A 16981-nucleotide genomic window follows, 5' to 3' on the forward strand; every position below is an offset into this window, starting at 1 on the left:
CGTCGGTTGTGACCGGACGTCCCCGGGGGCAGCCCCGCTGTCATAGGTGTTTTCCCTTAGACCGGTGGCTTTGCGTCGCGCCCTTTCGGGTCACTTTGCCTTTTTCACCCGATTTCTGTGCAGCACAGAGAATCAAGTGACCTGCATGGCAGGTTGCCTATGATAGATGCTTGAAAATAAATTAATCAATAGTTGGTTTTGATTCTAATTGACTGAAAAATATTGATAATTTGTTACATCTACCACATTTTGTCCGTTTCCATGATTGAGCATGACGGTACTTGGCTGGCAGCTGTGGCGCCGGTAAATGGCGATTTTTTGCCCCTTGAAAGTAGCGGTAAGAGCCAAAAAAGGCCCACAGATTCATTCTGTTACTGGCTGTTGATAGCAAAACTGCAGCAACGGCAGAGATCCGGGTCGCAATGGCTGGAAAAGTACAGGGTTGCGGCGGATTCCCGCTTGATTATTGCGTGGCTTGGCCACATGTTAGAAAGCCATACAGAGCTGCTAAAGCGGTCTGTTCAAGACCAAACAAGAGGTAACCGGGATGAATAACCCTTTGCTGACAATGGATTCTCTGCCCCCTTTCAGCCAGATCAAGCCGGAGCAGGTTCAGCCTGCCGTGATTCAGGCGATTGCTGACTGCAAGCAGAAGATCAGCGATGTGCTGGCCCAGCGTGATCCCCATACCTGGGATAGCCTGATTGCCCCGCTGGAAGAGGTAAATGACCGCCTGTCACGGATCTGGTCACCGGTCAGCCACCTCAACTCCGTACTCAACAGCGAAGCGCTGCGCGAGGCCCATGATGCCTGCCTGCCGCTGCTCTCCGAATTCCAGACCTATGTTGGTCAGCATGAAGGGCTCTATCAGGCCTATCTGGCCCTCTCCCAGAGCGATGATTTCCCGCTGCTGAGTGGTGCCCAGCGCAAGGAGATCCAGAATACCCTGCGTGACTTCCGCCTCTCCGGCATCGGTCTGCCTGCCGAGGCGCAGCAGCGTTACGGCGAAATTCAGGCCCGCCTCTCCGAACTGGCCTCCCGTTTCAGCAACAACGTGCTGGATGCCACCCAGGGCTGGCACAAGCTGGTGGCCGATGAAGCCGAGCTGGCCGGTCTGCCCGACAGTGTGCGTGCCGCTGCCCGCCAGATGGCTGAACTTAAAGGCAAAGAGGGGTGGCTGTTCACGCTGGATATCCCTTCCTACCTGCCGGTGATGATGTACGCGGACAACCGCGAGCTGCGGGCCGAGATGTACGAAGCCTTCACCACCCGCGCCTCCGATCAGGGCCCCAATGCGGGCAAGTGGGACAACTCCGCCATCATGAGCGAGCTGCTCACCCTGCGCCGCGAACTGGCTCAGTTGCTGGGGTTCGCCAACTATGCCGAGCTCTCCCTGGCCACCAAGATGGCGGACAAGACCGAACAGGTGGTGAGCTTCCTCACCGATCTGGCGGCCAAATCCCTGCCGCAAGGCAAGGCCGAGTTGGAGGAGATCCGCGCTTTCGCCGCCGAGCAGCATGGTCAGAGCGAGCTGGCAGCCTGGGATCTCGCTTACTACGCCGAGAAGCTCAAGCAGCACAAGTTCTCCATCTCCGATGAGCAGCTGCGCCCCTACTTCCCTGCCAGCAAGGTGGTGAAGGGGCTGTTCGAAGTGGTGAAGCGGGTGTTCGGCATGAAGGTGCGCGAGCGCCTCGGCATCGACACCTGGCACCCGGACGTGCGCTTCTACGACATCTTCGATGCCGACGACGAGCTGCGCGGCAGCTTCTATCTCGACCTCTACGCCCGCGAGCACAAGCAGGGCGGGGCCTGGATGGATGTCTGTCTGGGTCGTCGCTACCGTCAGGATGGCTCGCTGCAAAAACCGGTGGCCTACTTGACCTGCAACTTCAACGGCCCGGTGGATGGCAAGCCTGCGCTGTTTACCCACAACGAAGTGGTCACCCTGTTCCATGAGTTTGGCCATGGCATCCACCACATGCTGACCCGCATCGATGTGGCCGGCGTGGCCGGTATCAACGGCGTGGCCTGGGATGCGGTCGAGCTGCCGAGCCAGTTCCTCGAGAACTGGTGCTGGGAGTCCGAGGCGCTGGCCTTTATCTCCGGCCACTACGAGACCGGCGAGCCGTTGCCTGCCGATCTGCTGGAGAAGATGCTGACCGCCCGCAACTTCCAGGCCGCCATGCAGATGCTGCGCCAGCTGGAGTTCGCCCTGTTCGACTTCCGTCTCCATCAGGAGTTTGATCCGGCCAATCCGGCGCAGCTTCCGGCGCTGCTGGACGAGGTGCGCAGTCAGGTGGCCGTGATGACGCCACCGGCGTTCAACCGCTTCCAGCACAGCTTCTCCCACATCTTCGCGGGCGGCTATGCGGCGGGTTACTACAGCTACAAGTGGGCCGAGGTGCTCTCTGCCGATGCCTTCTCCCGCTTCGAGGAGGAGGGGATCTTCAACCCGGCGACCGGCCAATCCTTCCTGAAGAATATTCTGGAGAAGGGAGGCTCGAAGGAGCCGATGGAGCTGTTCCGAGCCTTCCGTGGTCGTGAGCCCAAGGTGGATGCACTGCTGCGACATAGCGGGATCGCCGCCTGAGATTCCTGACTCACCGCCTGTGTGAGCTTCAAGCAGGTACACTGTTTTGCGGCATAGTGGGATCGAGTCGTGATTTCTGCGACAAAAAGGGACCTTTTGGTCCCTTTTTTCAAGGCTTTTTAATATCTTGCTGATTGCATATTTGCACTGCCCACGGCTCTTCAGTAGAGTCGTGTTCTAACCTTCAAGGAGAGAAAGCCACTTGCCATGAGGCGAGCACTCGATTCCGTCTATCAAATCATCTCCAGTCTGGCTCATTCGAGCGGCCAGGGATATTTCGATACCTTTGTGAGTGAAATCGCCGCTGCTGTGATGGCTGATGTCGTCCTGATCGCCAGCAGGGAATCAAATGCTTCCCATCTTACGGTTCAGGCTGCCCATCCCTCCTCTCTTGACCCCGATACCCTGACGCTGCCAATCACTGACTCTCCCGATGCCATTACCTGGCAGGAGGGGGAAGCCTGGTTCAGCGATCGTCTGTTGCAGCTGTTCCCCGCGATGCCGCTTGCCGATGCGTGGCAGGCCCAGGCCTACGCCGGGATCGCCCTCAAGGATGCGGATGGCGAGACCATAGGCATCTGCTGCCTGCTCTATCGTCAGCCGCAGGCCAATATGACCAAGGTGATGGGGCTGCTCCGGTTGCTGGGGCCGCTGGCCGGTCGCGAACTGGCGCTGATGCTGCAACGCCAGCTGCCGCAACTCTTGCCTGATACCCCCCATGTGCTGCAGAGCATGCTGTTTCAGGCCCCGGTGGGGATCGGCAAGCTCGATCTCACCGGCCGCATTCTCTGGGCCAACCCGGCCATAGAGAAGATGTTGGGTTATCCCCTCGACGAGCTGCTTCATCGCTCCATCTCCGACATCAATCACCCGGAGGATTGGCAGCGCAGCCTTGAGTGCTACGAAGAGATCCGGCGCGGCGAGCGCAGCAGTTTCACCCAGGAGAAGCGCTACTTCTGCAAGGGGGGCGAGATCCTGTGGGGACGGGTGACTGTCACCCTGATCCGCGACGAGCAGCAGCAGCCGGACTACCTGATGGTGCTGCTGGAGAATATCGATCCCCTCAAGCGCCATGCGGAGCAGCTCAAGCTCTCCCACCGGGTCTACGACAACCTCTCCGAAGCGATTCTGGTGTGCGATGCCGACAGCCGCATCATCTCGGTCAACCCGGCCTTCGAGCAGATCACCGGCTACAGCAGCGATGAGGTGCGGGGCCAACGTCCCAGCATGCTCAAGTCCGGGCTGCACGATCAGACCTTCTATGCCGACATGTACCATGCGCTGGAGCGGGTGGGGGTGTGGCGTGGCGAGGTGTGGAACAAGCGCAAGAACGGCAAGCTCTATCCGCAGCAGCTGATGATCAGCACCCTGCGCGAAGCTGGCAAAATTCAGCAATATATCGCCATTTTCAGCGATCTTTCCCAGACCAAGGTGGCTGAACAGAAGATCGCGACCCAGGCCAACTACGACAACCTTACCAGCCTGCCCAACCGCTGGCTGTTTGGCCGCTGCCTCACCCGCTTCTGCGAGCGGGGCGAGCGCTTCGCGCTCATGGTGCTCGACCTCAACAACTTCAAGGCGGTCAACAACAGCATGGATCACCATGCTGGCGATGCCCTGCTGCGAGAGGTGTCGGATCGACTGGTGAGCCGGGTGCGCACCGAAGATTTGGTGGCCCGTATCGGTGGCGACGAGTTCGCGTTTCTGGTGCCCGGCATCGTCACCCGCCGTCAGGCCGAGGTGTTTACCAAGCAGGTGATCGGCAGTTTCGCCCGGCCCTTTATGCTGGCCAACCAGCATCTCTATGTGACCGCGACCATCGGCATGACCCTCTGCCCGGTTGATGGCAGCGAGAGCGACGAGCTGCTGCGCAACGCCGAACAGGCGCTGTTTGCGGCCAAGCGGCAGGGAAGGTTGCTCGGTGCCTACTGCTCATCCATGCGGGAAGAGGTGCGCCAGCGCCACCAGATGCAGCAGGATTTGGCCGAAGCGATCAAGCTGGAGCAGCTGACCATGGCCTACCAGCCCATCTGGGACAATCGCAGCGGACGGGTCGCCAAGCTGGAGGCGCTGGTGCGCTGGTATCACCCCCAATGGGGACAGGTCTCCCCTGCCGAGTTCATTCCGCTGGCGGAAGAGGCCGGGCTCATTCAGGGGCTGGGTGCGCTGGTATTGTGGCAGTCGTGCCAGGATCTGGCGCGGTTGCAGCAATCCGGCTTCCCGGATCTGCAGATGTCGATCAACCGTTCCACCATGGAGTTTCAGACCATTGACCCCGAGGCGAGTGAGTGGCTCAAGGTGATCCAGCACTTCGGGCTCGATCCTGCCGACATCGTCATCGAAATCACCGAATCTCTGCTGATGGAGAGCAGCGATCAGCACAGAGTGCGGATCGATGCCCTGCGCGAGGCGGGCTGCAAGCTGGCCATCGACGATTTCGGTACCGGCTACTCGGCCCTCAACTATCTGCGCACCTTCCCGGTCGATCTGGTCAAGATCGACCGCTCCTTCGTGCGCCATATCCCCTTCAACGAGCAGGATAGGATGCTGCTCGACGGCATCATCAACATAGTGCACAACCTCGGCATGCAGGTGGTGATCGAGGGGGTAGAGACCCGCGAGCAGCTCAACTTCCTCTGCCAGAAAGGGTGTGCCTTCACCCAGGGTTATCTGCTCAGCCGCCCGCTGGCCTATGACGATCTCACCGAATATCTGCAGCTCAATGACAAAGGGATGTTTCTGCAGATCAGCTAGTGGCGCTTACTCCTTCGATGTCATCTGTTCCTGTTTGGTTTTCAATGTCCGGTAATCCTCGCCGAGATAGCGCAAATAGATGCGATCCAGTACTCCCTCATCCTGCATCTGTTGCAGCGCCTTGTTGTAGGCAGGCAGCAGGTCAGCCTTCTGTTTGCCAAAACAGAGGTAGAGCGGCGTCGAATCGATAAAGGGGGTGAGGGCGCGGATCCTGACGTCCTGCTCCCTCGACAGAATGGGGGCAGAGAAGTAGTCCAGGATGATCATATCGACCCGGCTCTTTTCCAGCATCAGTAGCAGCTGTTTGTCGGAGTGAACCTTGATGGGCTCCCAGCCGGTGAAGTTCCTGATCTTGGCCGTATAGTCATACCCCCTGACCATCCCTACTTTCAGCCCCTTGGCCATCTCCCATGAGAAGTTCTGTAACGGACTGTCGGTACGCACATAGGCGGCCAGAGGATAGAAGGCGGTGGCAAGGTCAGAGTGATAGCAACCGGGAAGAGGGGCATTGTCGAGAATGCCATCCGCCAGCTGGGTGCTGACATACTGCTCGCAGCGTCCCCAAGGCAGTTCAAGCAGGGTGAGGTTCATGCCAAGGCGGCGCGCCACCTCTTGATGGATCTCCACCGAAATGCCCTCTTTCAGGTTACCCTGTTCGGCATAGGAAAAGGGAGGCCAGTCTACGCCGCAGACCTTCAGGTTTGTACCGCTCTGGGCGGCGAGGAGCAGGGCAATGAACAGGTTCATGGGATTTCCTCCCTACAGCGACTTGAAGGGGCTGTGGTACACTCGGTTCACTGAACTTAGAACGCATCCAAAGACCATGCAAATCCTCCTCGAAGACCCCGCCAAGGCCGCGCTGGCAGACGCGCTGGCCAGCCAGCTTGCCCAGCTCGACCTTCCCCAGTTTGCCCTGGTGTTTACCCCGGAACGGTTGGAACTGCGCAAGCTGGATGAGCCCAAGCTGGGTGCTGTCTATGTGGACTTCGTGGAAGGGGCGGTGGCGCATCGCCGCAAGTTTGGCGGCGGTCGGGGCCAGTCCATCGCCAAGGCGGTGGGGCTCAAGGCCGGTGCCACACCGACCGTGGTGGATGCCACCGCCGGGCTGGGGCGCGATGCCTTCGTGCTCGCCTCCCTCGGTTGCAAGGTGACCCTGATCGAACGCAGCCCTGTGGTGGCCGCTCTGTTGCAGGATGGGCTGGCGCGGGCGGCACAGGATCCCGAGATCGGTCCTTGGGTCAGTGAGCGGATGCACCTGCTGCAAGGCCCGGCGGTGGACAACCTGATGGCGCTGCCGGAGCGGCCCGAGGTGATCTACCTCGACCCCATGTTCCCTCACAAGCAGAAGTCAGCTTTGGTGAAAAAGGAGATGCGGGTGTTCCAGTCGCTGGTGGGACCGGATCTCGATGCGGATGCCTTGTTGCCTGCCGCGCTCAAGATGGCTGATAAGCGGGTGGTGGTGAAGCGGCCGGACTACGCCGGCTGGCTCAACGAACAGAAGCCCAGCATGGCTATCGAGACCAAGAGCAACCGCTTCGATGTCTATGTGATGGCGGCGCTGGCGGCGAGTTAACGGTCGGTGTGAGTTGCGGATGCAAAAAAGGAGGGCCAACGTCATGTTGGCCCTCCTTTTTCATACTGGATTCAGTTGGTTGGAGCGAAGCGGATCAGCTTTTCTTCCCCTTGCCAGTTCAGGCGCAGGGTCGCCAGTTCTGCCAGACTGAGCCGCTCGCCACTGTGCAGCAGCAGATACTCGACCCCTTCGCTGGCTTCGATAGTGCGGATCTTGTCATCCCATTGGCGATCATCGCGGCTGGTTAGGGTCACCGGCAGTTGCCAGCTGGCAGCAATTTCGAGCCAGTCGTAGAGATCGCAGCTGATGGGTTGATAATCCGGCATGATCGGCTCCAAAACAGGCAGGTTGCTGAGTCAGGCTTCCTGTACACGGGTCGGCCAGCCCATCTTCTGCTGGCGTTCCACTTCAAAGCGCAGCTCGCTGGCGCGCAGGTAGTGTTCATCCATCCAGCCCTTGGGCAGGGTCAGGGTCAGTGACTCCTCTTCTGCCTGCAGGGTGAAGCTGGGCACTGTGCCCTGGGTGCGGCGCATGCAGAGGATCAGCGCGATGCGCAGGATACGGGCCAGCCGGATCGCCTGACGACCGGTGACGGCACCCTGTCTCTCCAGTGGTTCCAGCTTGAATTCGTCCCGCTGGTTGAACAGCAGGGCCGACAACAGCTTCTTTTGCGCAGGGGTAAAGCCCGGCATGTCGATGTTGTCGATGATGTAGGCGGCGTGTTGCGGCGCCTTCTTATATTCGATACAGAGGCCGATCTCGTGCAGCAGGGCGGCATAACGCAAAATCGGGCGACCGTAGCGTTTGGAGAGTCGCCAGGCCGGTTGCAGCTGGTTGAACGCCTCGACGGCGGTATCGCGCACCCGTTCGGCGTGCTCTTTATCCAGCTGATAGCGGCTGATCAGGCTGTCGGCGGTGCGATCCCGGGCATCACAGTCGTGATTGTTGCCAAGCAGACCGTAGATCAGTCCTTCACGCAGGGCGCCACCCGCGAGGGTCATGCTCTCGATATCGAGGGTTTCGAAGATGGCGATCAGGATGGCAAGGCCGGAGGGGAACACGGTCAGCCGCTCGGCAGCCAGCCCTTCCAGTTGCAGCCGGTCGAGCTTGCCGCAGGCGATGGCCTGACCCATCAGCTCCTGCAGTTTCGGCAGGGTGACCCGTTCACTCTTCCCTTGCGCCAGCATGATCTCTTGCAGCGCCTGCACCGTGCCGGAGGCGCCGACACAGGTACGCCAGCCAAGGGCACGGTAATCATCAGCCACCTTCTCCAGCACCGCCTTGGCGGCAGCAATCGCCTGCTCGAAACGGGCTTCGGAGAGCTCGCCATCACCAAAGTGATTATTGAGCCAGGTGACGCAGCCCATGTGCAGGCTATTGAGCAGTTTTGCTTCGCTATGTTCGCCGATCACCAGTTCGGTACTGGCACCGCCGATGTCGATCACCAGTCGGTTGCCTTCCCCGGCAGAGGTCCAGGAGACCCCTTCATAGATGGTCTTGGCCTCTTCCTCGCCCGAGATGATCTCGATGCTGTGGTTGAGTACCCGTTCAGCTTCGCTGAGGAACTCGTCGACGTTGGTGGCAAGCCGCAAGGTTGCGGTGCCCACCACCCGGATATTGTCGGCCGGAATGTCCTGCAATTGTTCGGAGAAGAGACGCAAACAGTCCCAGCCCCGCTCCATGGCGGCACGGCTGAGACGAAATTCCGGGTCGAGCCCGGCTGCGAGGCGAACCTTGCGCTTTACCTTGGCGACGGTGCGCAGGGCACCGGCGACCTCGCGCACCACCAGCATATGAAAGCTGTTGGAGCCGAGGTCGATAGCGGCATAGAGAGGCGAGTTGTGCAACGGGCCTGTCCTTAGCTCTTGCGCGGCGGACGACGACGGTTGTTGCTGTTGCCACCGCCCTGACGATCCCGCATGTTGCGGTTCACCGGCTGACGGTTGCGGAACACCCGTTTCGGCGGGGTCACGTCATCCAGCAGCGCTTCACGGTCGTACTTGCTGACCGGAATGGCGTGGTGGATGTACTCCTCGATGGCCGGCAGGTTGAAGGCATAGTCTTCACAGGCCAGGCTGATGGAGTGACCGCTCTTGCCGGCACGACCGGTACGACCGATACGGTGTACATAGTCTTCGGCGTCGTCGGGCAGGTCATAGTTGAAAACGTGGGTCACGTCAGGGATGTGCAGACCACGGGCGGCCACGTCGGTGGCGACCAGAATATCGAGCGCACCCTTGGTGAAATCCTCGAGGATCTTCATCCGCTTCTTCTGCGGCACGTCACCGGTCAGCAGACCGACGCGGTGGCCGTCGTTTTCCAGCCAGGCGTGAACGTCTTCACAGACATGCTTGGTGTTGGCGAAGACGATGGCTTTTTCCGGCCACTCCTCTTCCATCAGGGAGAGCAGCAGCAACATCTTGTCTTCGTTGGAGGGGTAGAACAGCTCCTCCTTGATCCGCACGCCGGTCATCTGCTCCGGCTCGACCTGCACATGTTCCGGGTGGTTCATGTGTTCGTAGGCCAGCTCCTGCACGCGCAGGGAGAGGGTGGCGGAGAACAGCATGCTCAGGCGCTCGGTCGCGGGCGGCATGCGGCGGAACAGGAAGCGGATGTCCTTGATGAAGCCCAGATCGAACATGCGATCCGCTTCGTCCAGTACCACGACCTGAATGTTGCTCAGATCGATCACCTTGGACTTGAAGTAGTCGATGATGCGGCCAGTGGTGCCGATCAGGATGTCGACACCTTGCTCCAGCACGGCCAGCTGCTTGTCGTAACCTTCGCCACCGTAGGCGAGGCCGAGTTTCAGGCCGGTAGAGGCGGCGATGCTGTCGGCATCGTTATAGATCTGTACTGCCAGTTCCCGGGTGGGTGCCATGATGATGGCTCTGGGTTGGTTAACCAGACGGGGCTTGGTCAGCGGGTGAGTCAGCAAATAGTTGAATGTCGCGGCCAGGAAGGCAATGGTCTTGCCGGTTCCTGTCTGGGCCTGACCGGCGAGGTCATGACCTTCTACCAGCAGTGGCAGAGACAGTGCCTGGATGGGCGTGCAATAGTGAAATCCCTTTGATTCCAGACCAGCCAGAACTTCGGGTTCGAGGCCCATTTGGGCGAATTTGTCGGTCGTTAAGTGTGTTTTGCTCATGGCGGTAGGTTATCAGGTTAGGCTTGCAATAATAAACAGGATCATTTCAAATAGGGCAACTATTGCCTTTGTTGATATGTCAATAAAGCCTTAATTACTGACTGGAGTTGGAGATGAGTGACAAGATTGTTCAGCTGAGCGATGCCAGCTTCGAGGCAGATGTAATCAAAGCCGATGGCGCCGTTCTGGTCGACTTCTGGGCCGAGTGGTGTGGTCCGTGCAAGATGATTGCCCCGATTCTGGAAGAAGTTGCCCAAGAGTACGAAGGTCGCGTGACCGTAGCCAAACTGAACATCGACCATAACTCTGATACTCCGCCCAAGTACGGCATTCGTGGTATCCCGACCCTCTTGCTGTTCAAGAATGGCGAAGTGGCAGCGACCAAGGTCGGTGCACTGTCCAAGACTCAGCTGAAAGAGTTCCTGGACGGCAACCTGTAATAATTAAAGAGGAGCGCATTGCAATAATGCGCTCCTTGTGTTTTATCACCTAGACGCTCATCCCGATTGGTGCTAGTTTATCGCTCGTTTGCTAACCTTTTTGCCTGACTCTTTGCTAACCACAGCCTGGCAATCAAATCCGATCAGCATCAATCCAGCAGACTGTCTCCTCATTTCAATCCTTGCTTACAGACTTTCACCACTATGAATCTGACTGAATTAAAGAACACTCCTGTGTCCGAGCTGGTCAAGCTTGGCGAATCCATGGGGTTGGAAAATCTGGCTCGGGCGCACAAGAAAGATATTATTTTTGCAATCCTCAAGGCGCACGCCAAGGGTGGTGAAGATATCTTTGGCGACGGTGTGCTGGAAATCCTGACCGATGGTTTCGGCTTCCTGCGCAGTGCAGACGGCTCCTATCTGGCAGGCCCTGACGATATCTACGTCTCCCCGAGCCAGATCCGCCGCTTCAACCTGCGTACCGGCGATACCATCTCCGGCAAGATCCGGCCACCGAAAGAGGGCGAACGCTACTTCGCACTGCTCAAGGTCAATGAGGTCAACTACGACCGTCCGGAAAACTCCCGCAACAAGATCCTGTTTGAAAACCTTACCCCCCTGCATGCCAACGAACGTCTGCGTATGGAACGGGGTAACGGCTCTACCGAAGATATCACCGCCCGTGTACTGGATCTGGCTTCCCCCATCGGTAAAGGCCAGCGTGGCCTGATCGTGGCGCCGCCCAAGGCCGGTAAGACCATGCTGCTGCAGAACATCGCCCAGAGCATCGCCTACAACCACCCGGACTGTGAACTGATCGTTCTGCTGATCGACGAGCGTCCGGAAGAGGTGACCGAGATGCAGCGGATGGTGAAAGGTGAAGTGATCGCTTCCACCTTTGACGAGCCTGCTTCCCGTCATGTTCAGGTTGCCGAAATGGTGATCGAGAAGGCCAAGCGTCTGGTCGAGCACAAGAAAGATGTGGTGATCCTGCTGGACTCCATCACCCGTCTGGCTCGCGCCTACAACACCGTTATCCCGTCATCCGGCAAGGTACTGACCGGTGGTGTGGATGCCAACGCCCTGCACCGTCCCAAGCGCTTCTTCGGCGCCGCGCGTAATGTTGAAGAGGGCGGCAGCCTGACCATTATCGCTACCGCGCTGATCGATACCGGTTCCAAAATGGACGAGGTTATCTACGAAGAGTTCAAGGGTACCGGCAACATGGAACTGCACCTCTCGCGCAAGATTGCCGAGAAGCGTGTCTATCCGGCCATCGACATCACCCGCTCAGGCACCCGTAAGGAAGAGCTGCTCACCTCCGGTGACGAGCTGCAGAAGATGTGGATCCTGCGCAAGATTGTCCACCCGATGGGCGAGATCGACGGTATCGAATTCCTCATCGACAAGCTGGCGATGACCAAGACCAACGACGAGTTCTTCGACGCCATGCGGCGCCAGCAGAAGTAAGTCCGGTCAGAAAATGACGAAACCGCGGCCCTGGTCGCGGTTTTTGTTTATCTGTTTTCCGGTCGCCCTAGTAGTATGAGATCCCGATGTCACATGGATGGAGACGTCATGAAGCCTGTTTTCTGGTTATTGCTGGGGTTGCTGAGTGCAATGCCAGCCTGTGCGCAGAGTGCACCGGTCGCGGTGACAGCCGAGACGTTGCAGACTCACCAACGCTATCTGGCGGGCCGTCTGAAGGAGGGGCAATTTGCAGCCATCGACTCTCTGCTGGCGACCCTGAGTCGCGAGCGGCGGGAGTTCCTGCTGTTGCAGCTGCTGCGGGATATTCCCGCGACCACCCCTGCATCTCCTGCGTTGCAACAGTGGGTCGAGGCTCAGGCCGACAAGGCCCCCGAGTGGCTCATGGAGCAGCAGGTCGACGGTTTTCTGGTGCAGCAACCTGTCTATGATTTTGCCGCGCAGGCCCGTCAGTTGCTGGGGGAGTGGCAGCTGCAATCACTGATGCAGCGCTATCGGCAGCAGCTTGCCCAGGGCAGCTTCCAGCTAAAGTCCATCTACTACAGCAGTAACCCCGATCTCGCCATGCAGCAGCAAGCCCTGTTGTTGGCCCTCGACAGCTTGCCGCAACCGATCTGGATGCGGGAGGCGCAAGCGCTGGCCAGCCAGAATATCTATCTGCCCGACAATCATCTGTTGTTCCATCTGTTGCAGCGCACCGGCGAACCGGCGCTCTATAGCATGCTGTGGCGGCGGCCGGCAGATCAGGATGCGCTGCGTGCACTCTCTACCATCAACCGCTTCCATCACGGCAGCGCTGCCAGCGATTTGCTGATTGCCGCCAGTGGCAACGAAGGGTTGAAGGGGGCCGCCCTGCGTCAGCTGAGCGCGCTCTCGCCCTTGCCGCCCCAAGCCCAGAAATACTTGCTGGCGGAACTCTCCAACCGTCAATACGGGGCGCTGGTGGCCGGTCTGTTGATGGAGGTGGACGAGCCCCAACTGCTCTCTGCGCTGGCCAGACGCCTCGGCCAGCGTGACATGTCACCCATTGCACCGAGTCTGCTGCCCGATTCGGGTACACCCGATGGGCAGCCAGGGTTATAATGCGTGACCTCCTGAACCCGGTTGGGAACTTGCATGAAATACAAGGATTTGCGTGATTTCATCGCGCAGCTGGAACAAAACGGACAACTCAAGCGCATTACCCGCGAGATAGATCCCTATCTGGAGATGACCGAGATCAGCGACCGCACCCTGCGTGCGGGTGGCCCGGCTCTGCTGTTCGAAAATCCCAAAGGCTACACCATGCCGGTGCTGACCAACCTGTTCGGTACTCCGGATCGGGTTGCCATGGGCATGGGGCAGCCCGATGTGGGCGCCCTGCGTCAGGTCGGGGTCTGGCTCTCCTATCTCAAGGAGCCCGAGCCGCCCAAGGGATTCAAGGAGCTGATGGAGAAGCTGCCGATCTTCAAGCAGGTACTCAACATGCCGACCAAGCGCCTCTCTTCCGCCCCCTGCCAGCAGGTGGTGCAGGAGGGAGATGCGGTCGATCTTGACCAGATCCCGATCCAGCACTGCTGGCCCGGCGATGTGGCACCACTGGTCACCTGGGGCCTCACCATCACCCGCGGCCCCTACAAGAAGCGCCAGAACCTCGGCATCTATCGCCAGCAGAAGATCGCCAAAAACAAGCTGATTATGCGCTGGCTTGATCACCGTGGCGGTGCCATCGATTTTCGCGAGTGGCAGGAGGCCCATCCCGGTGAGCGATTCCCAGTGGTGGTGGCACTCGGTGCCGATCCCGCGACCATTCTCGGCGCGGTGACGCCGGTGCCGGATACTCTCTCCGAATATGCCTTTGCCGGTCTGCTGCGCGGCAGCCGTACCGAGGTGATCAAGGCCATCAGCTGCGATCTGGAGGTGCCCGCCAGCGCCGAGATCGTGCTGGAAGGCTATCTTGAGCCGGGTGAGATGGCGCCGGAAGGGCCCTATGGCGACCACACCGGCTACTACAACGAGGTGGACGAGTTCCCGGTCTTCACCATCACCCACATCACCAAGCGGCGTGATGCCATCTATCACAGCACCTACACCGGCCGTCCGCCCGATGAACCGGCGGTGCTGGGTCTGGCGCTGAACGAGGTGTTTGTGCCACTGCTGCAGAAGCAGTTCCCCGAGATTGTGGACTTCTATCTGCCGCCGGAGGGGTGCTCCTACCGGATGGCGGTGGTGACCATCAAGAAGCGTTACCCGGGCCATGCCAAGCGGGTGATGCTGGGAGTCTGGTCATTCCTGCGCCAGTTCATGTACACCAAGTTCGTGGTGGTGTGTGACGATGACGTCAACGCTCGCGACTGGAAGGATGTGATCTGGGCCATCACCACCCGGATGGACCCGGCACGGGACACCACCTTGATCGAGCACACCCCGATCGACTATCTGGACTTCGCCTCGCCGGTCTCCGGCCTCGGCTCCAAAATGGGGCTGGATGCCACCAACAAGTGGCCGGGCGAGACCAATCGGGAGTGGGGTCAGCCCATAGTTCAGGATGAGGCGGTGAAGCAGAAGGTTGATGCCATCTGGGATGAGCTCAATATCCTCGGATGAGGCAAACATGACAGCTTTGCTGCAAAAAGTGATGCGATCCGCACTGATTTGAGTATTCTCGACTGACGGGGCCAGGGCTGCTGGTCGTCACTCCATAGTGAAACAATGAGCGAAGCGGGCCGAGCGAGCCCGCCACAAGGACAAGAATGCAACGTATCAAATGCCGCGTAGAGGAACTGCGCGAATATGTCGACACCATCTGGCATGTGGCCCTGACGCCGCAGCAAGCGATCAGCTTCAAGCCGGGCCAGTATCTGCTGGTGGTGATGAGCGATTCGGACAAGCGCCCCTTCTCCATCGCCAACTCGCCGACCCGCCCGGGTGTGCTGGAGCTGCAAATTGGTGCCACTCCCGAGAACGCCTATGCCGGTCAGGTGCTGGCCCGCATGCGCGAGCAGGGGGAGATCGAGGTCGAATTGCCCGCTGGCAAGGCGTTCCTGCGCGATGAATCCCCTCGTCCGCTGATCCTGATGGCGGGCGGCACCGGTTTCTCTTACGCCCGCTCCATTCTGGAGTACCTGATCGACACGGGCAGCAAGCGTCCGGTGTTCTTCTACTGGGGGGTGCGTCAGGCTCACTGGCTCTATGAGCTGGGGCAGATGCAGCAGTGGGAGCGTGACTATGCGCCGCTCACCTTTATCCCGGTGGTGCAGGAGCCTGACGCTGACTGGACCGGCAAGAGCGGGCTGGTGCACAAAGCGATCATGGATGACTTCGTCAGTCTCCACGACTACGACATCTATGTCGCCGGCCGTTTCGAGATGGCGGGGGCCGCGCGGGAGGAGTTCAAGATCCTCGGCGCCGAGCCGGAGCGCATCTTTGGTGACGCCTACGAATTTATCTGACGGGATCCCCGTCTGGATGACGCAGCCCCCGGTTTTGCCGGGGGCTTTTGTTTTTGTGGCCGCCGCAGTACCTGATCGTACCGAATGGTTGGATTATCGCGGCGTTATCCCATTATTTTTCAATATTTTGGCTATGAATGGCTACTAATCGAGCCTAGCTGATGGCATCTTTGTGGGGGATTGACAAGAGCATCCATAGAGCAAGCACAAGGAGGCGCAGTGTTGAGTGAAGAGGGCAGGGCATCTGCGGAGGATGACAGGGGAGAGACCGGCTCTGTCGAGCGGATCGCAACGCTGATCCCCTCCCCTCATGGCGGTGAAATGGCCCGTTTGCAGGCAGAGATCGCCGCTTTGAAGCATGAAAATGGCCTGTTGCAGGAGAAGCTCAATGCCGCCCTCGATGGCACCGGCATCTGTCTCTGGCAGGGCTCCATTCCCACCGGCGAGCTGCGGGTCTTCAATCTGCAGAACTTTCAGGCCGGTGACATGGCTCCTCATTTCGATCAGTGGAGCGCCAAGCTCCATCCCGACGATCGCGCCCATGCCATGGGCAGCTACTTTGCCCACCTTGAGGGGAAAACCCCCTTCTATGAAGCCGAATACCGCACCATCAATCCGCAAGGCGAGGTTACCTGGCTGTGGGATAGGGGACGGGTCGTCGATCGGGATGGCGATGGCAAGCCGCTGCGGATCATGGGCTCCCATATCGATATCACCCAACGCAAGGCTTATGAGCAGCGACTGGCGGAGCGTGCCAACAGCGACGCGCTGACCGGTTTGCTCAACCGGCAGGGGTTTGGCAAGGCGTTTGCCCAGCTGCAGCCGCAAGGAGCGGGTGCGCTGCTCTTTATCGATCTGGATGATTTCAAGGGGATCAACGACCAGCTGGGGCACGCCTGCGGCGATCTGGTGTTGCAGCAGATGGCGGACTGGTTGCGCCTTATCATGCCTGGCTCGGCGCTATGTGGCCGTTACGGCGGCGACGAGTTTGTGGTGCATTTGCATCGGGATGTGTCGAGCCATGGCCTGGCACAACTGGCCGACGCCCTGATCAGCCGGATGCATGGCTATGTGCCCAAACCCGGTTGCCCGCAACGGGTGGGGCTGAGTATCGGCATCGCCCTTTGGGAGGAGGAGCCATTGAGCTTCCGACAGGCATTGGAGGTGGCCGACCGTGCCATGTATGAGGCTAAGGCACGCGGCAAGCGGGCCTGGTATCTGCTTCAGGTGTGATGTTTTTTACAGGTTCAATACAAAGCAAAAACCCCAGCCGAGCTGGGGTTTTCGTTATTCGCCTTTGGCGCCGAGCTGCTGCTCGAGCTGAGCCAGCTTGCTTTCGAGGGCGGCCAGTTTTTCACGGGTACGCAGCAGCACCTTGGTCTGCACGTCGAACTCTTCGCGGCTGACCAGATCCAGCTTGCCCAACTGGGCTTGCAGTACCTGACGCATCTTCTTCTCGGCCTCTTCACCCATGCTGCGAATGCCGGGCGGCAGGGAGTTGTGCACCTGCTTGGCGATCTCTTCCAGTTTCTTCGGGTCGATCATGATGTCCTCCTT

The 16981-nt window shown here is 59.3% G+C and carries 15 protein-coding genes and 1 riboswitch; of the genes, 10 read left to right on the top strand and 5 right to left on the bottom strand.

The annotated features are described in order from the left end of the window. Window positions 1-24: 24 nt before the first annotated feature. Window positions 25-110: riboswitch (cyclic di-GMP riboswitch) on the bottom strand. Window positions 111-547: 437 nt separating this feature from the next. Together prlC and AB5Y99_RS04850 are read left to right on the top strand one after the other, a co-directional pair. Continuing rightward, entirely contained in the window at window positions 548-2590 is a 2043-nt protein-coding gene (gene prlC, locus AB5Y99_RS04845) for an oligopeptidase A (protein ID WP_042054692.1), read from the top strand. A gap of 207 nt (window positions 2591-2797) precedes the next feature. Then, window positions 2798-5344 carry a putative bifunctional diguanylate cyclase/phosphodiesterase gene (locus AB5Y99_RS04850; RefSeq protein ID WP_368208886.1) on the top strand — a complete coding sequence of 849 codons (2547 nt, stop codon included), beginning with the start codon at window positions 2798-2800 and terminating at the stop codon, window positions 5342-5344. Window positions 5345-5350: 6 nt separating this feature from the next. On the opposite strand, the gene AB5Y99_RS04855 is transcribed toward AB5Y99_RS04850, so the two are convergent. After that, complete coding sequence (locus AB5Y99_RS04855) at window positions 5351-6091, bottom strand: ABC transporter substrate-binding protein (protein WP_042081324.1); 741 nt, start codon at window positions 6089-6091, stop codon at window positions 5351-5353. 76 nt (window positions 6092-6167) lie between these two features. Between AB5Y99_RS04855 and AB5Y99_RS04860 the strand changes: the two genes are divergently transcribed. Continuing rightward, complete coding sequence (locus tag AB5Y99_RS04860; RefSeq protein ID WP_368208888.1) at window positions 6168-6917, top strand: class I SAM-dependent methyltransferase; 750 nt, start codon at window positions 6168-6170, stop codon at window positions 6915-6917. 71 nt (window positions 6918-6988) lie between these two features. Here AB5Y99_RS04860 and AB5Y99_RS04865 read toward each other — a convergent pair whose 3' ends face one another. The 3 genes from AB5Y99_RS04865 to rhlB are packed head-to-tail and all read right to left on the bottom strand — an operon-like array spanning window position 6989 to window position 10065. Next, the gene (locus tag AB5Y99_RS04865; RefSeq protein WP_042054704.1) at window positions 6989-7243 is read right to left on the bottom strand and encodes a Rho-binding antiterminator; all 255 of its coding nucleotides are present in this window, start codon (window positions 7241-7243) and stop codon (window positions 6989-6991) included. A 30-nt stretch (window positions 7244-7273) separates the two neighbouring features. After that, on the bottom strand, window positions 7274-8764 hold the full coding sequence (gppA, locus tag AB5Y99_RS04870) for a guanosine-5'-triphosphate,3'-diphosphate diphosphatase (protein ID WP_100647152.1): 1491 nt from the start codon (window positions 8762-8764) through the stop codon (window positions 7274-7276). A gap of 11 nt (window positions 8765-8775) precedes the next feature. After that, the gene (gene rhlB, locus AB5Y99_RS04875) at window positions 8776-10065 is read right to left on the bottom strand and encodes an ATP-dependent RNA helicase RhlB (RefSeq protein WP_005339414.1); all 1290 of its coding nucleotides are present in this window, start codon (window positions 10063-10065) and stop codon (window positions 8776-8778) included. A gap of 113 nt (window positions 10066-10178) precedes the next feature. Here rhlB and trxA point away from each other — a divergent pair, with 113 nt between their 5' ends. The 7 genes from trxA (at window position 10179) to AB5Y99_RS04910 (ending at window position 16657) form a co-directional block, all read left to right on the top strand. After that, window positions 10179-10505: a thioredoxin TrxA gene (gene trxA / locus AB5Y99_RS04880; RefSeq protein ID WP_005339416.1), complete on the top strand. Its 327-nt coding sequence runs from the start codon at window positions 10179-10181 to the stop codon at window positions 10503-10505. Between the two features lie 204 nt (window positions 10506-10709). Further along, window positions 10710-11975 (top strand): transcription termination factor Rho, encoded by a 1266-nt coding sequence (gene rho, locus AB5Y99_RS04885; RefSeq protein ID WP_005339417.1) that lies wholly within the window; start codon window positions 10710-10712, stop codon window positions 11973-11975. Window positions 11976-12083: 108 nt separating this feature from the next. Beyond that, window positions 12084-13076 carry a hypothetical protein gene (locus AB5Y99_RS04890; RefSeq protein ID WP_368208890.1) on the top strand — a complete coding sequence of 331 codons (993 nt, stop codon included), beginning with the start codon at window positions 12084-12086 and terminating at the stop codon, window positions 13074-13076. Window positions 13077-13109: 33 nt separating this feature from the next. After that, window positions 13110-14579, top strand: coding sequence for a 4-hydroxy-3-polyprenylbenzoate decarboxylase (ubiD, locus tag AB5Y99_RS04895; protein ID WP_005339421.1), 1470 nt, complete (start codon window positions 13110-13112; stop codon window positions 14577-14579). Window positions 14580-14725: 146 nt separating this feature from the next. Further along, entirely contained in the window at window positions 14726-15424 is a 699-nt protein-coding gene (gene fre / locus AB5Y99_RS04900; RefSeq protein WP_368208892.1) for an NAD(P)H-flavin reductase, read from the top strand. Window positions 15425-15440: 16 nt separating this feature from the next. Then, window positions 15441-15572, top strand: a complete 132-nt coding sequence (locus AB5Y99_RS04905) for a hypothetical protein (RefSeq protein ID WP_257124013.1) — start codon at window positions 15441-15443, stop codon at window positions 15570-15572. 71 nt (window positions 15573-15643) lie between these two features. Then, complete coding sequence (locus AB5Y99_RS04910; RefSeq protein WP_368208894.1) at window positions 15644-16657, top strand: GGDEF domain-containing protein; 1014 nt, start codon at window positions 15644-15646, stop codon at window positions 16655-16657. Between the two features lie 54 nt (window positions 16658-16711). Here the strand turns inward: AB5Y99_RS04910 and AB5Y99_RS04915 are convergent, their stop codons facing one another. Further along, a complete protein-coding gene (locus AB5Y99_RS04915; RefSeq protein ID WP_005339429.1) occupies window positions 16712-16969 on the bottom strand; it encodes an accessory factor UbiK family protein in 258 nt (85 codons plus the stop codon). Between the last annotated feature and the right edge of the window lie 12 nt (window positions 16970-16981).

This window comes from Aeromonas sp. R4-2 (assembly GCF_040908295.1).
GTDB lineage: Bacteria > Pseudomonadota > Gammaproteobacteria > Enterobacterales > Aeromonadaceae > Aeromonas > Aeromonas veronii.

Excerpts from the sequence above, each read along its gene's own strand:
- AB5Y99_RS04865 (WP_042054704.1), bottom strand. The coding sequence starts at position 7,243 with ATGCCGGATTATCAACCCATCAGCTGCGATCTCTACGACTGGCTCGAA.
- prlC (WP_042054692.1), top strand. The coding sequence starts at position 548 with ATGAATAACCCTTTGCTGACAATGGATTCTCTGCCCCCTTTCAGCCAG.
- ubiD (WP_005339421.1), top strand. The coding sequence starts at position 13,110 with ATGAAATACAAGGATTTGCGTGATTTCATCGCGCAGCTGGAACAAAAC.
- AB5Y99_RS04850 (WP_368208886.1), top strand. The coding sequence starts at position 2,798 with ATGAGGCGAGCACTCGATTCCGTCTATCAAATCATCTCCAGTCTGGCT.
- fre (WP_368208892.1), top strand. The coding sequence starts at position 14,726 with ATGCAACGTATCAAATGCCGCGTAGAGGAACTGCGCGAATATGTCGAC.
- AB5Y99_RS04855 (WP_042081324.1), bottom strand. The coding sequence starts at position 6,091 with ATGAACCTGTTCATTGCCCTGCTCCTCGCCGCCCAGAGCGGTACAAAC.
- trxA (WP_005339416.1), top strand. The coding sequence starts at position 10,179 with ATGAGTGACAAGATTGTTCAGCTGAGCGATGCCAGCTTCGAGGCAGAT.
- AB5Y99_RS04915 (WP_005339429.1), bottom strand. The coding sequence starts at position 16,969 with ATGATCGACCCGAAGAAACTGGAAGAGATCGCCAAGCAGGTGCACAAC.
- AB5Y99_RS04905 (WP_257124013.1), top strand. The coding sequence starts at position 15,441 with ATGACGCAGCCCCCGGTTTTGCCGGGGGCTTTTGTTTTTGTGGCCGCC.
- AB5Y99_RS04860 (WP_368208888.1), top strand. The coding sequence starts at position 6,168 with ATGCAAATCCTCCTCGAAGACCCCGCCAAGGCCGCGCTGGCAGACGCG.
- AB5Y99_RS04890 (WP_368208890.1), top strand. The coding sequence starts at position 12,084 with ATGAAGCCTGTTTTCTGGTTATTGCTGGGGTTGCTGAGTGCAATGCCA.
- rhlB (WP_005339414.1), bottom strand. The coding sequence starts at position 10,065 with ATGAGCAAAACACACTTAACGACCGACAAATTCGCCCAAATGGGCCTC.
- rho (WP_005339417.1), top strand. The coding sequence starts at position 10,710 with ATGAATCTGACTGAATTAAAGAACACTCCTGTGTCCGAGCTGGTCAAG.